Raw genomic sequence first — 14921 nt, forward strand, 5'->3', positions numbered from 1 at the left:
CTTTAGGGGGGGCCGCTGGCAGGGAGAAGCCGGCATTGCGTCGAAGGCGTGCGGCGTTCGGTCGAAATGACGCGGTGAACGCTCGATTGGTCAGCGCGCACGCCGCGAGAAAAACCTTCGGTGTTGTAAAGCCGTTGACATACGGTGTGTGCGGGCGTTCCTAAACTGGGCCGCAACTCCGAATCACAGAATCAGCGCTCGCCGCCTCAATCCGTCCAGATCCCGAATCACGCAATGCGACTTGGCCATCTCGATCACCCCCTGGTCCTGCAGCTGGATCAGCACGTTCGAGGTCATGACGCGGCTCAGGCCCGCGATGTTGGCCATCTCCTGATGGGTGAAGGAAATGCTTATGGCAACCCCCGCCGCCTGCGCCTCGCCGTAGGTATCGGCCAACTGCACCAGGTGGTGGATCACCCGTTGCGCCGCCGAGGCCTGGCTCAGCAGCAGGTTCTGGTGAGCCAGCACGCGCAGCTTGACGTTCATCAGCCAGAGCACCTGGCGCAGGCACACAGGGTCGCGCTCCAGGCAGCGCAGCAATTGCTGCCGCTCGACCTGGCGCGCGACCACGTCCGACGAAGCGACCGCGGTCACGGAGTGCCGGCCGTCGAGGAAAGCGCTGCATTCGCCGACCAACCCGTGGGTCCCGACGATGGCCATGTGCTTCTCGTGGCCGGACTCCGACAGGAGCACCAGGCGCACGCGCCCCTCCTCGACGACCAGCACGTGGTTCACCGGATCGCCCTGCGAAAAAAGAGTCTGGCCCTTGCCGAAACGCACCGTCGGCGCGCCCTCGGCCGTCAGCGTCTTCCAGTCGAAGTGCGGCACCTCGATCCATGCCGAGGGGGAAATCGCCGTGTCGCCGTTCTTGTTCATCGCCTCAAGGCCTTGTCGTTGCACAAGGCAATTCCATGAATCATCCATTTTCTTCGTACCGCAAGCTCTTCCCCATCCTGGACAACGCGATCCAGCTCTCCAGCTGTTCGCAAAGCGCGCTCAGCCTGCCGGTGCGGCAGGCCATCGACGACTACCTCGATATCTGGGTGCGGCGCGGCGCCGACTGGGGCTACTGGATGGAGCAAGTCGCCCTGGCGCGCGTAGAGTTCGCTCGCATGATCCATGCCGATGTGGATGACATCGCGGTGCTTGGCAGCGTGTCGGATGCGGCTTCGAGCATTGCTTCGGCGCTCCGCTTCGATGCGGACCGCCGAAGCATCGTCACGACCACGCTGGACTTTCCGTCGATCTGCCATGTCTGGCTGGCGCAGCAGCCACGCGGCGCGCAGGTTCGCCTGGTGGAGGCGGAGGCAGGCAGCACAGGCACGACGGACCGCGTCGTCGGGGCCATCGACACGCAGACGGCGCTGGTGTCGGTTTCGCACGCCTGCTTCTATGACGGCCAGATCACCGACATCGCCGCGACCGGCCGGGCAGCGCGCGAATGCGGCGCCATCCAGTTCGTCGATGCATATCAGTCCGCCGGCTCCATCGCGATCGACGTTCGCCAACAGTCCGTCGACATCCTCGCGAGCGGCGCGCAGAAGTACCTGCTGGGCATCCCGGGGATTGCGTTCCTCTACGTGAGGCCCGAACTCGCGAGGCGGCTCACACCCACGGTCACAGGCTGGTTCGGCCGCGTGAATCCCTTCGAGTTCAATCCCGCCAACCTGGATTTCGCGGCCGGCGCAACCCGATTCAACACGGGCACGCCGCCCATGATGTGCGCCAGCGTGGCCCGGGCCAGCATGAGCCTGTTGAACGAGATCGGGATACCGGCGATCGAGGCCTATCTGACTCAGCTTTCGGCGGTCGCCATCGAGGAAGCGGCGCGCCTGGGCCTTTCGGTTGCCAGTCCGACCACACCATCGGCCAAGGGCGCCAACACGGCCATCCGCATTCCCAATGCGGCTCAAGTCGAGGCACAGATGCTGCAGGCCGGCTATGTGGTCTCGGCCCGCAATGACGTGATCCGGGTTGCACCCCACTTCTACAACACCGCCGACGACGTCGTGGGCGCCCTGCGCGAACTCGCGCGACTGACGCGCTGATGATCATGCGAAACGCAACCCAGGACGGCTCCAGTTCGCATTGCGCATCGGTCGAATGCCGGGTGTCCGCACCCGAGGCCCTGGCCTTCCTTGCCGATGGAGTGCAACTCGGACATTGGGCCCTCGGCTGCTGGCAGACGGAGCCGGTCGGCGCTGGCGTCGTGCGCGGCCATTCGCTGTTCGACGATCAACCGGGCTATGTGCGTCCCGTCATGGACGAGGCACTCATGAAGGTGGTCTACCACGTAGGCGCCTCGCCCGATGCATTGAGCCCCCGAATCAGCGCGGTGGTCGAGCCCGTCGCAGCAACCGACGGCGCCGGCGAGTCTTGCCGCATCAGCCTCCTCGCAACGCGCACGCCCGACATGGACAACGCGCGATGGCTGCGCCTCATGCATTGCCACGAGGTCGAAGTGCTGCTGATCCAGGCACGCCTGCAGCTTCGGACCGCGTCCCCACGTCCCACGCCACCCGCCAGTTCTTTGAAACCACGATGAGGAAGAGACCATGAATCGACGCCATTTCGGCCAGGCATTCTCGGCAGCCCTGCTTGCGCCCGCGCTCTCGTCCCCCTGGAGCGCCAACGCCGCTACCAAGGCCTATACCGGGCCCATCCGCGTGCTGGTCGGCTTCCCGCCGGGCGGCGCCACGGACGTGGTGGCGCGTGCCGTCATCGACAAGCTGGGCAAGGCCATGGACGGCCAGGTGTTCATCGTGGACAACAAGCCGGGCGCCGGCGGGCAGATTGCCGCGCAGCTTCTCAAGGCGGCGCCTCCGGACGGCTCGACCATCATGCTGTCGATCGACCACACGCAGGTGATCATTCCGCTGACCATCGCCGCCGCCGGCTACGACCCGGTGGCCGATTTCACCGCGCTGGCCGGCGTGGCGAACTACTACAACGTGCTCGCGGTCAGCGCCGCCACTGGCGTGAAGAACATGGCGGAGCTCGGCGCATGGGTCAAGGCCCATCCGAACGAGGCCAACTACGGCATTCCCGCCGCCGGCAGCGTGCCTCAGTTCATCGGCCACGTCATCGGCAAGTCCTTCGGCGTCACGATGAACTCGGTGCCCTACAAGGGCGGCGCGCCGATGGTGCAGGACCTGCTCGCGGGCCAGATCCCGATCGGCATCGCCTCGATGACGGAGCTCATCGAATACCACCGCGCCGGCAAGGTCCGCATCCTCGGCAGCTCGGGCCAGGAGCGCAGCAAGACCGCGCCGGAAATCCCCACCTTCCAGGAACTGGGCTTCAGCGGCATCGACAAGAACCCGTGGCTGGCCTTCTTCGGACCGAAGGGGATGCCGCCGGAATTCGTCGACCAGTTCGACCGCGCGATGAAGACAGTGCTGGCGCAGCCCGACCTTCAGGAGCGCCTTGCGAAGATGGGCAACGAGGTCACGGCCGCCCCGTCGAAGGAAGTCGAACAATGGGTGATCGATGCCAACCGCAACTGGAGCAAGGTGATCCGCGATTCGGGCTTCAAGGCGCAATGAACACCGGGACACACATGGGACGCGAATTCATCCAGAGCGGATCGCGCTGGGAAGAGTTGGCCGGCTACTCGCGCGCCGTCGTCGACGGCGAGTGGGTCTTCGTCTCAGGCACGCTGGGCCAGGTCTTCGCCACCGGGGAGTTTCCGGCCACGGCGCAGCAACAATGCGAGGTCGCGCTCGACACCATCGAGGCCGCGCTCGCGCAGGCGCGTTCGAGCCTCGCCGACGTGGTGCGCGTGCGTGTCTACGTTCCAGACCGCGGCGACGTGATCGCCGTCAGCGAAGTGCTCCGCCGCCGCTTCGGCGCCAACCGTCCGGCCAACACCACGCTGTGCAGCGCGTTGGCCGTCGAAGGCGCCAAGGTCGAGCTTGAAGTGACCGCGCGGCGCCAGGTTTGAGCCGCGCGACTTGTGATTTGTTCTTTTTCGATTGGATCTTCGATGACCATCCTCACGCAACTCACCCAGGCCCTGCGCGACCGTTCGGTTCGCACGATCGACCTCACGCACACCTTGAGCGAAGACTTCCCTGCCCTGCAGCTGCCGCCGCAGTTCGGCCAGGTCTCCCCGTTCAAGATGGAGCGCATCTCGCACTACGACGAAGCGGGCCCCGGCTGGTACTGGAACAACTTCTCGTGCGGCGAGCACACCGGCACGCACTTCGACGCGCCGGCGCACTGGGTGACGGGCAAGGACCATCCCCGCAACACCGTCGACACCATTGCGCCCGACAACTTCATTGCGCCGGCTGTCGTCGTCGATGCCAGTGCCGAGGTGGCGCAAAACCCCGACTGGCTGCTGACCACCGAGTTCCTGCAGGCCTGGGAAGCCCGGCACGGCCGAATCCCCGAGGGCGCGTGGGTGCTCTTTCGCACCGACTGGTCCAAGCGCCTTGCTGACCCGGCCGCCTTCGTGAACATGCGCGAAGACGGCGCCCACACGCCCGGCCCCACGCAGGCGGCGGTGGAATGGCTCATTCACGAGCGCAAGGTGCATGGCTTCGGCGTGGAGACGATCAACACCGACGCGGGACAGTCCTACAGCTGGCCGGTGGCCTACCCCTGCCACACCCTCATGCATGGCGCCAACCGCTATGGTCTGCAATGCCTGAAGAACCTCGACCAACTTCCGCCCACCGGCGCGCTGATCGTGTCCGCACCGCTGAAGATCCAGGAGGGCTCGGGCAGTCCACTGCGTGTGCTGGCGCTCGTCGAGAGCTAAAGATCGGGGGATGACGCCCGGAGTCGAATCGCCACCCCGCGGAAGCGCTTCTTCTCGGTCGGCACATCCTTGCACTTCTCGTTTCCGATCGACACCTCCCCGTCGTCGCTCAGGACATAGGCCATGCCCGGCTTCTTCCCCTTGACCTGGAAGATGGCTTCCGGATTCAAGCGGCCGAAGTCGACCTTCTTGTCTTTGACGGGCTTCGATCCGGGGCCAGCCCAGCGATAGAGCTTGAAGTCCAGCGCCTTGTCGTTGAGGGAGCGATCGTCGTGGGCGCCGGCAACGATCACGTAGCCACCGTCCATCCACTCGATGCTTCGAATCCCGCGCCGGTCCAGGTCGAGCGGAATCAGGTCCCCGAACCGGGGATCGGCAGCCGAGTCGATCACCGCGGCCGGATTCAGGAGAGGCAAGACCAGCGCCTTGCCCTCCGGTCTCGGGTTCCTGAACCCGATCAGAAGGTGTCCGTCCGGTGTCGCGGCAAGACCTTCGATGTTGAGGCCCTCGCCACTCTTGGGCGCAAACCGCGACGCTTCCTTGAGGACCGCAAAGCGCGGGTCGGCGGCGATGAAATCGAGCAGCTTCGTGTAGGGCAGCGTCGAGACCTCCTTCACGACCGGAACAGCGCCTGTCTCGTCGATGGTGGTCGCAAAGAAGCGCATCCGGCTGGGCTCGACTTTCGCATGCTTGTCCCTGCCGTGCGATGAAATCCAGTAGATGCGTTGCCCGACGCGAGCCGCGCCCTCGATATCGGAATCCTTGTCATCTGTCCCGCGGAGATAGGCCGTCAAGTCCACCTGAGCCTTGGACTCCGGGTCGCCGTAGCGGTAGACGTGGAGCACGTTGCGCTCGTCCTCGCCCACGACGAAGTGGTCCTTGCCGATTGCGATGGCAGCAGAAGCATCGCAGATGGCGCGATAGGTAGCCGGACCCGCCAGGGCGGGCTGGGCCGCGGCGCACGCCAGCACAAGCGCAACGGCACAGGGTCTCCAAGAGCGTTGAGGCAGTTTCACGTCCGCACTCCTCACGATCACCTCGTTGTGGGCGTCTTCGTCGCCGGTCGGCAACGAAGCTCTGGCGCAGCAGCGTAGAGTCTGCGCCGGGTGGCTCGGGGCGCGCATCCGCCCCATTGGGGACGCTCCGCCGAATCAGGCGGGAGTCGACGATCCGCGCACCACCAGTTCGCCCGGCAGCAGCAACTGCCGCGCAGGGCCTTCGAGGCCGCGCAGGCGCTCGATCAGGCAGGTGGCCGCGGCGCGTCCGATGGCGTCCGTCGGCTGAGCGACGGCGCTCAGGCCGGGGCCGATCAACGGCGCCCATTCGGCATCGTCGAAACCGACGAAGCCGACATCCGTACCGAAACTCAAGCCCAGCCGTGCCATGGCCGCGGCCACGCGCAGCGTGACCACCGCGTTGCCCGCCAGCACGGCGGCGCGGCGACCGCGCCTGGCCCGCTTGTGAAGGGCGCGCAATGCCGTGTCGAGGGCATCGCCATCGTCACCCGTGCATTCGAAGACCTCGCCCGCCACGCGCGGCTCGTGCGCGGCCACGCAGGCGCCGAAGGCAGCGGAGCGCTCGCGCCGCGAACTCACGCCCTTGAGCGGTTCGGTGATGTAGAGCAGCTCGCGATAGCCGCCTTCGACGAGATGCCCGCAGGCCGTCTTCATCGCTGCGGCGTTGTCCAGGGAAACGAAGTCGGTGTGCATGCCCGCGTGCCTGCGGTCGACCAGCACGGCCGGCTTGCCGTGCAGGGCATCGGCATCGACCAGCCCCGCGCCACGCCCGAGCGTGTTGAGGATGAAGCCGTCGACCTGGTAGCCGGCGAGCGCATCGATGGCCTCGCGTTCGCGGTCGATGTCGTTGCCGAGGTTGAACAGCATGACCAGGTAGCCCGCATCCTGGCAAGCCTTCTCGGCGCCGCGCAGCACCGCCACCGAATAGGGGTTGGTGATGTCGGCCACGATCAGGCCGATCAGGCGCGAGCGGCCATGGCTCAGCGCCTGCGCCATGGGGCTCGGCGTGTAGGCCAGCTGGGCCACCGCAGCTTCGACGCGGGCTGCAATGTCGGGACTCAGCAGGCGTTCGCGGTGATTGAGGAATCGCGAAACCGTGGCCTTCGACACGCCAGCCGCCTTCGCCACATCCGCAATGGTTGCGCGACCCGGGCGCTGCATGGGGGTTCTGGCGTTCAAGCGGAGGCCGTGTCGAAGACAGCCAGGGGCTTTTCACCAGCCAATGCGCGCAGCAGATTGGTGGTCGCCAGCTCGGCCATGGCATGGCGCGTCTCGTGCGTGGCAGAGCCGATGTGCGGCAGTGGCGTCACGCGCGGATGCGTACGCAGCGGCGACGCCGCCGGAAGCGGCTCGGTTGCGAAGACATCGAGACCCGCGGCGCGCAGCGTGCCTTGGTCGAGTGCTGCGAGCAGCGCCTCTTCCTGCACCGTTGCGCCCCGGCCGCCGTTGATGAAGATCGCGCCCGGCTTCATGGCGCCGAACATGCTGGCGTCGATCATGCCGCGCGTACTGTCCGACAGCGGCAGCATCGCGACGACAAAGTCGGAACGCGCGAGCAGTTCGTCCAGCGGCGTGTGTGTTGCGCGCCCCTGCAGCTCCGGTGCCTGCGCGGCCAGATCGACGGGGCGGCGCGCGTGATAGAGCACCGGCATGCCGAACCCGAGCGCTGCGCGCCGCGCGATCGCCTGGCCGATGCGGCCGAAGCCCAGCAGTCCCAGCGTCTTGCCGTGGACGTCATAGCCGAACAGGTCCTCGCCGACGTTCTGGGTCCACCGGCCCTCGCGCACGAGGTTCGAGAGTTCGACCACGCGCCGGCTGGTCGCCATGAGCAGTGCGAAAACGGTGTCCGCCACCGTCTCGTCGAGCACGCCGGGCGTGTGGCACAGCGTGATGCCGCGCGCATGCAGCGCCGCCAGCGCATAGTTGTCGACGCCGACCGAGACGCTGGACACCACTTCGAGCTGCGGCGCGCACGCCAGCAGCGCGTCGTCGACGGGAAAGCTCGAGCCGATCAGGCCATGCGCCGTCGGCAAGGCCGCATCGAAGGCGGGGCGCTGCGCCGCCGCACGCGGATTCGCGACGGTGACCTCATGCGCCGCGTGCAGGCGCGCCAGCTGATCGTCCGGCAACTCGCGGAAAACGAGGATGTTCTTGCGCGTCATAGCCGGGCCTCTTCGAGTTGCATCCGCGTGGGCAGGCCTTCCGTATCGCCGAGAACCTGCACGGCGCGTGCACCGATCCAGGCGCCGCGCCGCACGGCTTCGGGCACCGTCCTGCCCTCGAGCAGCGCGCTCACAACGCCCGCCGCAAAGCCGTCGCCAGCACCCACGGTGTCGACGATTTCCTTGACCGGGAAGCCTTCGACGCGCCCGGTACCAGCGACGTCACTGTCGTAGTAGGCGCCCTCGGCGCCGAGCTTCACGACCACCAGCTTCGCGCCGCGCTGCCGGTAGAAATGCGCGACACCTTCCGGCGTGCTCTCGCCCGTGAGGAACAGGCCCTCTTCCATGCCCGGCAGAACCCAGTCCGCGCGCGCCGCGAGATCGTTGATGGTGTCTCGCATCACCTCGGGCGAAGACCACAGCGTCGGCCGCAGGTTGGGGTCGAAGGAGATCGTCCGGCCAGCTTGGCGCATCACCTCCATCGATCGGATCGCCGCCTGCAGGCTGGTGCCGGAGATGGCCGCGAACACGCCGGTTGCGTGCAGATGCCGTGCGGAGCGCAGCCAGGCTTCGTCGACGTCGGCCGGCCCCATCTGGCTCGCAGCCGAGCCCTTGCGGTGGTATTCGACCGGCGGATCGCTGCCGTCCGTCACCCGGCCCTTGAACTGGAAACCGGTGCGCTGCGTCGCATCGGTGATCACGTGCGAGCAGTCGATGCCCTCGCCCTGCATGGTCGCGAGCAATGCGCGCCCCATCGAGTCGGTGCCGAGCCGGCTGGCCCATCCGACCTTCAGGCCCAGGCGCGAAAGGCCGATCGCCACATTGGTCTCGGCGCCGGCCGTGCGCTTGTGGAAGGCCGTCGCGTTCTCGATCGGACCGGGCTGGTCGGCCACCAGCAACAGCATGGCTTCGCCGAACAGCGCGACATCAAAGGAAGGATGGGTCATGACGTGCCTCGCAAGGAGCGGATATGCGAGATCTGGTCGCGCGTGATGGCGAACAGGTCATCGCCGATCAGGGGATATTCGATGGCGTGCGGCACATCGGCCGGAAGCGCGCGCAGCACGGCGCGCCAGGGAGCCACCGAATCGGCAAGCGGCACCGCCACCCACTTGGCCGGGAGCCGCTGCGCGCCCTTGCAATGCACGTAGCGCACGCGGCGGCCCAGCGCCTGCGCAGCCTGCAACGGGCATTCGCCGACCCAGTGCCAGTTGCCCATGTCGAAGGTCATGCCCAGATCGAGCCCCGCACGGTCCGCGGCGTCGAAGAAGGCCTGCAATGCCGGCAGCGTACCGGCCGAAACGGTCTGGTCGTTCTCGATCACGAGTTCGATGCGGGTCTCGGCGAGCTGCACCTTGAGGCCCCACAGCGACCCATGCGACGACGGACCGAAGTCCCCGATCGACATCTTGAGCCGCCTGGCGCCCAGCGTGGTCGCGGCGGCGATGCCGCGTCCGAGGGCCGCGCTGTCGAGCCAGCCACCTTCGGCCCAAAGTCCTTCCGGGCTGGAGTAGACCGAGGCAAGGCCGGCCAGCGCCGGGAGTTCAGTCGCCGGATCGCGCAGCAGTTCGCCGCGAACCTCGACACTGTCCGCGCCAGCGGCCTTGGCAAGCTGCGAACACCACAACTGGCCGTGGCGTCCGATCTCCGCGGCGCCAAACGATGAGAGAGAAATCAATACCTGCGACATACCGTTGGCGATCGGCGCGTCAATGCGCCTGGTGAGAACTGAGGATCTGACCCAGGAACTGCCGCGTCTTCTCATGCTGCGGGTTGCCGAAGAACTCCGCAGGCGGCCCCTGCTCGATGATCTTCCCGTCAGCCATGAAGATCACCCGATCGGCCACGCTGCGCGCAAAGCCCATTTCGTGCGTGACGCACAGCATGGTCATGCCATCGTCGGCAAGGCCGATCATGGTGTCGAGCACTTCCTTGACCATCTCGGGATCGAGCGCGGAAGTCGGCTCGTCGAACAGCATGATCTTCGGTGCCATGCACAGCGCACGGGCGATCGCCACGCGCTGCTGCTGGCCGCCGGAGAGCTGGCTCGGGTACTTGTGGGCCTGCTCCGGAATGCGCACGCGCGTGAGGTACTTCATCGCAACCTCTTCCGCCTGCGCCTTGCTCATGCCGCGCGAGCGCATCGGCGCCAGCGTGCAGTTCTGCAGGATGGTGAGGTGCGGGAACAGGTTGAACTGCTGGAACACCATGCCGACCTCGGCGCGCACAGCATCGACGTTCTTGCCGCCGGCCGTGAGGTCGATGCCGTCGACCACGATGCGCCCCTTCTGCACCGTCTCCAGACGGTTGATGCAGCGGATCAGCGTGGACTTGCCCGAGCCCGACGGCCCGCAGATCACGATGCGCTCGCCGGTGCGCACCGAGAGGTCGATGTCGGTCAGCACCTGGAAGGTGCCGTACCACTTGTTCACCGCCTCGAGCCGGATGATCGTCTCGGCGCCGGCGTGAGTCGCGACTGCGTCGGTCATGCGTGTTCCCTGAAAGGCCTATGGGCTTACTGCAGCTTGGGCAGGTCGGTCTGGAGCCACTTCTGATAGAGCTTGTTGAGCTCGCCGTTGGCCGTGTTCTTGGCGATGAACTCGTTCACGTTCTTGAGCAGGTCGTCCTGGCCCGGGCGCATCGCGATGCCCATGTTCTGCTGCACCAGCGTGAACTTGTTCTCGAAGGTATTGGCCGGCACACGCTTGGCGATCTGCGCCGCGACAGTGGTGGACGCGCCGATCGCGTCGACCTGGCCCGACATCAGCGCCTGCATGGCCGATGCGTCGTCGTCGAAGCGGCGGATCTCGGTGCCTTCGGGCGCGGCCTTGGTCACGGCCACGTCCTGCGTGCTGGCGCGAGCCACGCCCACGCGCACGCCCTTCAGGTCGGCAGCGCTCTTGATCGGCGCACCGGTCTTGCCGTACAGCACGATGGTCGCGGCCGCATAGGGCTGCGAGAACTGCACCTGCTTGGCGCGCTCCGGGGTCACTGCGAGCGAGGCGACCAGCAGGTCGACCTTGTTGGTCAGCAGGAAGGGAATGCGGTTCGGGCCCGTGACCGGCACGATGTTGGCTTTCACGCCCCAGTCCTTGGCCAGCAGCTTGGCGACGTCTGCGTCGTAGCCGTCGGGCTGGTTCTGGGCGTTGGTCGTGCCGTAGGGCGGGAAATCGACGAGCATGCCGATAGTGATCTCACCCTTCTTCTTGATGTCGGCCACGCTCTGGGCGGATGCGAAAGGGGCGAACGCGGTCAGCGCGGCGCCGAGGCCCAGGGCTGCAATGGCAGCGCGGCGGGTGGTCAAACGGATCATGTCGAGTCTCCTAGATTAAGAACAGAAACACAGAGGAAGGGTTCGGCGAAGCGCTCATCTCGCGAGGGCGCGCGCCCTCTTGCGCTCCATGCGCGCCGCCAGCAGCGACAGCGGCCAGCAGATGACGAAATAGATCGCGGCCACCGTCGTGAAGACGTGCAGCGGCTGGAAGGTCGCGTTGTTGATGATCTGCCCGGCGCGCGTGATCTCGGTGAAGCCGATGATGGCGGCGAGCGACGTGCCCTTGATGATCTGCACCACGTAGCCCACGGTCGGCGGCAGTGCGATCTTGAAAGCCTGCGGCAGCACCACGTCGCGCATGCGCGAGGTGTAGTTGAGGTTCAGCGCCTGGGCCGCTTCCCACTGGCCGCGCGGAATGGCCTCGATGCAGCCGCGCCAGATCTCGCCGAGGAAGGCGGCGCTGTTGAGGATCAGCGCGATGCCCGCTGCAATCCACGGATTGATGTCGAGCCCCAGCACCGGCGCGCCGAAGAAGATCAGGAACAGTTGCAGCAACAGCGGCGTGCCCTGGAAGATCTGGATGAAGCCGGTCGACAGCACGCGCGCCGTCTTGCTCTCGGAGGTGCGGGCGAGCGCAATCACCAGCCCCAGGATCGCCCCGCCGACGAAGGCGATGAGCGACAGCGCCAGCGTCCACTTGGCCGCTTCGAGGATGAACAGGAATTCGGGAAAGCCGAAGGTACGCATGGTGTTCAGCGCCGATCCGGATAGTTGAGCGTGCGCTTGTAGATCAGCTTGAACAGCGCCGAGAACGACAGCGCCAGCGCAAGGTAGATGCACGCGACCACGATGTAGATCTCGAAGCTGCGGAAGGTCTGCGACTGCAGGTTGGCCGCGACCGAGGTGAGGTCGTCGGCCGAGATCACCGACACCACCGCCGAACTCAGCATCAGCAGGATGAACTGGCTCGTGAGCGCCGGGTAGATGGCCTTGAGCGCCGGCTTGATGATCACGAAGCGGAAGATCTCCCACGGCTTGAGGTTGAGCGCCCTCCCCGCTTCGATCTGGCCCTTGGGAATGGACTCGATGCCGGCGCGCACGATCTCGGCCGCGTAGGCGCCGAGGTTCACCACCATCGCCGTGAGTGCCGCCGTGTAGGGCGACCAGCGCAACCCGATGGCCGGCAGCGCGAAGAAAAAGAAGAACAACTGCACCAGGAAAGGCGTGTTGCGGATGACCTCGATGTACGCGTTCACGATGAAGCGCAGCCAGGCCGGCCCCGAGGTCTTGCCCCACGCACAGAAGATGGCCACGACGAGGCCCAGCAACGTGGCAACGAGCGAGAGCTGGATCGTGATCCAGGTGCCCTTCAGCAGCAGCGGCCAGGCAGCGAAGACGGCGTCGAACTGGAATTGGTAATTCACGGGTGACGGTGGCTCGGATGGGGATTCAGGATGGTGCGCCGCACTGCGAAAGCACTTCATTGCGGTGCGATTCAGTATATGTGAAACCGGTTTCAGCACCACCCTAGGGATTCCCCTAATCACCCCGCGTGCCTACACTGGCGCGATGCTGATCACCGATACGTCCGACGCAAAGGCACAGCTTGCAACCGCGGCATCTGCACCCGCGGTGCATCACTTGCGCCAGACCTTGCTGTGGCCGCTGCGCCTGATGCCCACCTCCCAGCCACGGCACGCGCATCGCGGCCCCTGGCAAGTGCTGCGCGACCTCGGGGATGCATCGCCGTGGCGCGAGGAGATCGACGAATACACCGGCAGCAGCGACCGCTTCCACGAACGCCACTACAACGAGTTCGTCAGCTTCCTGCCCTATGTGCAGCGATTCCTCTACGGCGATGGCCGCAAGGGTCGGCAGGCCGGCACCGATTCCGGCAGCGATTCGCCCATGCGTGTGTTCCGGCGCAGCGACGTCGCGGCGGTACGTGTGGTGGCACGCCCCGGCGACGCGCCCATCACGCTGCAGGTGGTGCATGTCGACCTGTACTTCTTCTTCGACGTCGACGTCGTGCTGCTCAACGTCGAAGTCGGCGTCGACGACCTGAGCCTGCCGCAGGCGCAGGAGATCCTCTACCGCTTCGGCCGTGCCTATCCCGGAGGCTGGGACGCGCAGGGGCAGGCTCTGCATTGCATGAGCAGCGTCGAATGGCTCGCGGCCGACGGCAGCGTGTTGTCGAGTTCCGATGCACAACAGCGCGAGGCCTTTCTCTCGCATGTGGCCGAGCACCGCGCGCCGCGCCTCGCGGCGCATTGGGCGTGGCTGATGCGCCCGCTCGTGAGCGACCATTCAGACGAAGCCGGCGCGCTGCGCTTCCGCCAGATCGAGTACTACCGCATGCCGGTGATGGCCTATCTCGCGCTCGACGACCCGCGCCGCCTGTCTCGCGCAGACTTCGTGCGGCTGGCCCTGGTCAGCGGTGCTGCGGATCCGGTCATCTCCGGCGGCGGGCCGCTGCCCTTCGCCGAGGACAGCATGGCCGACTTCGAGCAGCGCTACTGCTACGACCGCTTCTGGGTCAACGCGGGTGCCGCGCCCAACACGCGCTACCTGTGCAACGGCCGGGCGCTGATCGTCATCGGTGATGCGAACGCGGAGTTCTTCTGCTGCCGCGACCGCGGCGTTCTGGCGCAGTTCCGGCACCAGCACTTCCTGCTCTTCCTCATCGCCCATTTCCAGAAGGCGGCGCTGCTGATGTATTCGGACCGGCTGGTCGAAGCGCTGCGCAATCTCGACATCCACGACGTCGCGAGCGTCAAGCGCTTCAAGCGCGCGATCCGGGCCAGCTTCGAAGGCTTCCTGCGGTTCACGCACCGCTACTGGTTCCACGAGATTTCCGAACAGGCGCAGGTGCGCGCGCTGTCGCACCTTTGCACCACGCACCTCGGCCTCGATCCGCTCTACGAGGAAGTCAAGGAGCGCATCGCCGACATGAACACGTACCTCGATGCCGACAGCCTGCGGCGCCAGGCCAACACGGTGGTGCGGCTCACGGTGGTCACGCTGTTCGGCCTGATCGGCACCATCACGACCGGCTTCCTCGGCATGAACCTGCTCGCCGAAGCGGATTCGCCGATGTGGCGCAAGCTGATCTGGTTCGGCCTGACCTTCGCGTTCACGACCTGGCTCACGGTCTACACCATGGTCAAGTCGAAGCGGCTGTCGGATTTCATCGATGCGCTGTCCGACGAGCGTCACACGCTGCGTACCAAGCTGGGCGTGCTGGCCCGCGTGTGGCGGCCGGGATCGGACTAGGCGCTCAGGCTCCGCCGAGTGACATCGCTAATTGGATGCCAGGACCTCGAGAAGGTCGACGTCGATATAGCGGCCGGCGAATCCTCGCTCCACTTCTCCCGTGATCCTGACGGTCGTCGTGGGCGTGACCCGCTGGCCGCGGAAGTCCTTGGGGGAAATCTCGACGCGGATGCTGCCGGTCGCGTCCTTGAACGTGAAGTAGTCTTCGCGCAGGCTCTCGACGATATTCCCCGTCAAGGTGACATTCGAGCCCACCCGCGCACTGCTGGTGGCTTGCGCCACCGTCGTCGCGCGCGCGGCAGCGCTGGGGCCTTCGAACTGGGCATGGACAGGCAGGGACAGCGCACCGGCCAATACAGTCGCGACGTACCATCTTCCTCGCATTTCTTGCTCCCGTTTGTTGAAGAGACGCGTGCAATGTAGGGTGGCTC

General features: G+C 66.2%; 17 protein-coding genes. 6 read left to right on the forward strand and 11 right to left on the reverse strand.

The features are described 5' to 3' along the window. Positions 1-183: 183 nt before the first annotated feature. Positions 184-876 (reverse strand): Crp/Fnr family transcriptional regulator, encoded by a 693-nt coding sequence (locus QTH90_RS17995; RefSeq protein ID WP_286665927.1) that lies wholly within the window; start codon positions 874-876, stop codon positions 184-186. Between the two features lie 35 nt (positions 877-911). On the opposite strand from QTH90_RS17995, the gene QTH90_RS18000 reads away from it, so the two are divergent. The 5 genes from QTH90_RS18000 to QTH90_RS18020 are packed head-to-tail and all read left to right on the forward strand — an operon-like array spanning position 912 to position 4765. Then, positions 912-2048 carry an aminotransferase class V-fold PLP-dependent enzyme gene (locus QTH90_RS18000; RefSeq protein ID WP_286665928.1) on the forward strand — a complete coding sequence of 379 codons (1137 nt, stop codon included), beginning with the start codon at positions 912-914 and terminating at the stop codon, positions 2046-2048. Beyond that, positions 2048-2545, forward strand: a complete 498-nt coding sequence (locus QTH90_RS18005; protein WP_286665929.1) for a hypothetical protein — start codon at positions 2048-2050, stop codon at positions 2543-2545. The genes QTH90_RS18000 and QTH90_RS18005 overlap by 1 nt, the downstream gene beginning before the upstream one ends. Before the next feature lie 10 nt (positions 2546-2555). Continuing rightward, positions 2556-3545: a Bug family tripartite tricarboxylate transporter substrate binding protein gene (locus QTH90_RS18010; protein ID WP_286665930.1), complete on the forward strand. Its 990-nt coding sequence runs from the start codon at positions 2556-2558 to the stop codon at positions 3543-3545. Further along, complete coding sequence (locus QTH90_RS18015) at positions 3542-3943, forward strand: RidA family protein (protein WP_286665931.1); 402 nt, start codon at positions 3542-3544, stop codon at positions 3941-3943. The genes QTH90_RS18010 and QTH90_RS18015 overlap by 4 nt, the downstream gene beginning before the upstream one ends. A 42-nt stretch (positions 3944-3985) precedes the next feature. Continuing rightward, the gene (locus QTH90_RS18020; protein ID WP_286665932.1) at positions 3986-4765 is read left to right on the forward strand and encodes a cyclase family protein; all 780 of its coding nucleotides are present in this window, start codon (positions 3986-3988) and stop codon (positions 4763-4765) included. Here the strand turns inward: QTH90_RS18020 and QTH90_RS18025 are convergent. The 9 genes from QTH90_RS18025 to QTH90_RS18065 form a co-directional block, all read right to left on the reverse strand. After that, positions 4762-5781, reverse strand: a complete 1020-nt coding sequence (locus QTH90_RS18025; RefSeq protein ID WP_286665933.1) for a DUF3616 domain-containing protein — start codon at positions 5779-5781, stop codon at positions 4762-4764. The two genes, QTH90_RS18020 and QTH90_RS18025, sit on opposite strands and share 4 nt — an antisense overlap. Positions 5782-5916: 135 nt before the next feature. Next, positions 5917-6942 (reverse strand): LacI family DNA-binding transcriptional regulator, encoded by a 1026-nt coding sequence (locus QTH90_RS18030; protein ID WP_286666286.1) that lies wholly within the window; start codon positions 6940-6942, stop codon positions 5917-5919. Between the two features lie 14 nt (positions 6943-6956). Next, positions 6957-7943: a 2-hydroxyacid dehydrogenase gene (locus QTH90_RS18035; RefSeq protein WP_286665934.1), complete on the reverse strand. Its 987-nt coding sequence runs from the start codon at positions 7941-7943 to the stop codon at positions 6957-6959. Continuing rightward, positions 7940-8890 carry a sugar kinase gene (locus tag QTH90_RS18040; RefSeq protein ID WP_286665935.1) on the reverse strand — a complete coding sequence of 317 codons (951 nt, stop codon included), beginning with the start codon at positions 8888-8890 and terminating at the stop codon, positions 7940-7942. The genes QTH90_RS18035 and QTH90_RS18040 overlap by 4 nt, the downstream gene beginning before the upstream one ends. Beyond that, positions 8887-9633 carry a sugar phosphate isomerase/epimerase family protein gene (locus tag QTH90_RS18045; protein WP_286665936.1) on the reverse strand — a complete coding sequence of 249 codons (747 nt, stop codon included), beginning with the start codon at positions 9631-9633 and terminating at the stop codon, positions 8887-8889. The genes QTH90_RS18040 and QTH90_RS18045 overlap by 4 nt, the downstream gene beginning before the upstream one ends. Before the next feature lie 19 nt (positions 9634-9652). Then, a complete protein-coding gene (locus QTH90_RS18050) occupies positions 9653-10432 on the reverse strand; it encodes an amino acid ABC transporter ATP-binding protein (RefSeq protein ID WP_286665937.1) in 780 nt (259 codons plus the stop codon). A gap of 26 nt (positions 10433-10458) precedes the next feature. After that, the gene (locus QTH90_RS18055; protein WP_286665938.1) at positions 10459-11256 is read right to left on the reverse strand and encodes a transporter substrate-binding domain-containing protein; all 798 of its coding nucleotides are present in this window, start codon (positions 11254-11256) and stop codon (positions 10459-10461) included. Between the two features lie 54 nt (positions 11257-11310). After that, positions 11311-11964: an amino acid ABC transporter permease gene (locus QTH90_RS18060; protein WP_286665939.1), complete on the reverse strand. Its 654-nt coding sequence runs from the start codon at positions 11962-11964 to the stop codon at positions 11311-11313. 5 nt (positions 11965-11969) lie between these two features. After that, positions 11970-12641, reverse strand: coding sequence for an amino acid ABC transporter permease (locus tag QTH90_RS18065; RefSeq protein WP_286665940.1), 672 nt, complete (start codon positions 12639-12641; stop codon positions 11970-11972). A gap of 145 nt (positions 12642-12786) precedes the next feature. Between QTH90_RS18065 and QTH90_RS18070 the strand changes: the two genes are divergently transcribed. Beyond that, positions 12787-14490: a magnesium transporter CorA family protein gene (locus tag QTH90_RS18070; RefSeq protein WP_286665941.1), complete on the forward strand. Its 1704-nt coding sequence runs from the start codon at positions 12787-12789 to the stop codon at positions 14488-14490. A 27-nt stretch (positions 14491-14517) separates the two neighbouring features. On the opposite strand, the gene QTH90_RS18075 is transcribed toward QTH90_RS18070, so the two are convergent. Beyond that, positions 14518-14874: a YgiW/YdeI family stress tolerance OB fold protein gene (locus tag QTH90_RS18075; protein WP_286665942.1), complete on the reverse strand. Its 357-nt coding sequence runs from the start codon at positions 14872-14874 to the stop codon at positions 14518-14520. Between the last annotated feature and the right edge of the window lie 47 nt (positions 14875-14921).

It is taken from the genome of Variovorax flavidus (genome assembly GCF_030317145.1).
GTDB classification, from domain to species: domain Bacteria; phylum Pseudomonadota; class Gammaproteobacteria; order Burkholderiales; family Burkholderiaceae_C; genus Variovorax; species Variovorax flavidus.

What these genes read in the sequence shown, in the direction of transcription:
- QTH90_RS17995 (WP_286665927.1), bottom strand. Translation starts at nt 876, where the DNA reads ATGAACAAGAACGGCGACACGGCGATTTCCCCCTCGGCATGGATCGAG.
- QTH90_RS18000 (WP_286665928.1), top strand. Translation starts at nt 912, where the DNA reads ATGAATCATCCATTTTCTTCGTACCGCAAGCTCTTCCCCATCCTGGAC.
- QTH90_RS18005 (WP_286665929.1), top strand. Translation starts at nt 2,048, where the DNA reads ATGATCATGCGAAACGCAACCCAGGACGGCTCCAGTTCGCATTGCGCA.
- QTH90_RS18010 (WP_286665930.1), top strand. Translation starts at nt 2,556, where the DNA reads ATGAATCGACGCCATTTCGGCCAGGCATTCTCGGCAGCCCTGCTTGCG.
- QTH90_RS18015 (WP_286665931.1), top strand. Translation starts at nt 3,542, where the DNA reads ATGAACACCGGGACACACATGGGACGCGAATTCATCCAGAGCGGATCG.
- QTH90_RS18020 (WP_286665932.1), top strand. Translation starts at nt 3,986, where the DNA reads ATGACCATCCTCACGCAACTCACCCAGGCCCTGCGCGACCGTTCGGTT.
- QTH90_RS18030 (WP_286666286.1), bottom strand. Translation starts at nt 6,942, where the DNA reads ATGCAGCGCCCGGGTCGCGCAACCATTGCGGATGTGGCGAAGGCGGCT.
- QTH90_RS18035 (WP_286665934.1), bottom strand. Translation starts at nt 7,943, where the DNA reads ATGACGCGCAAGAACATCCTCGTTTTCCGCGAGTTGCCGGACGATCAG.
- QTH90_RS18040 (WP_286665935.1), bottom strand. Translation starts at nt 8,890, where the DNA reads ATGACCCATCCTTCCTTTGATGTCGCGCTGTTCGGCGAAGCCATGCTG.
- QTH90_RS18045 (WP_286665936.1), bottom strand. Translation starts at nt 9,633, where the DNA reads ATGTCGCAGGTATTGATTTCTCTCTCATCGTTTGGCGCCGCGGAGATC.
- QTH90_RS18050 (WP_286665937.1), bottom strand. Translation starts at nt 10,432, where the DNA reads ATGACCGACGCAGTCGCGACTCACGCCGGCGCCGAGACGATCATCCGG.
- QTH90_RS18055 (WP_286665938.1), bottom strand. Translation starts at nt 11,256, where the DNA reads ATGATCCGTTTGACCACCCGCCGCGCTGCCATTGCAGCCCTGGGCCTC.
- QTH90_RS18060 (WP_286665939.1), bottom strand. Translation starts at nt 11,964, where the DNA reads ATGCGTACCTTCGGCTTTCCCGAATTCCTGTTCATCCTCGAAGCGGCC.
- QTH90_RS18070 (WP_286665941.1), top strand. Translation starts at nt 12,787, where the DNA reads ATGCTGATCACCGATACGTCCGACGCAAAGGCACAGCTTGCAACCGCG.
- QTH90_RS18075 (WP_286665942.1), bottom strand. Translation starts at nt 14,874, where the DNA reads ATGCGAGGAAGATGGTACGTCGCGACTGTATTGGCCGGTGCGCTGTCC.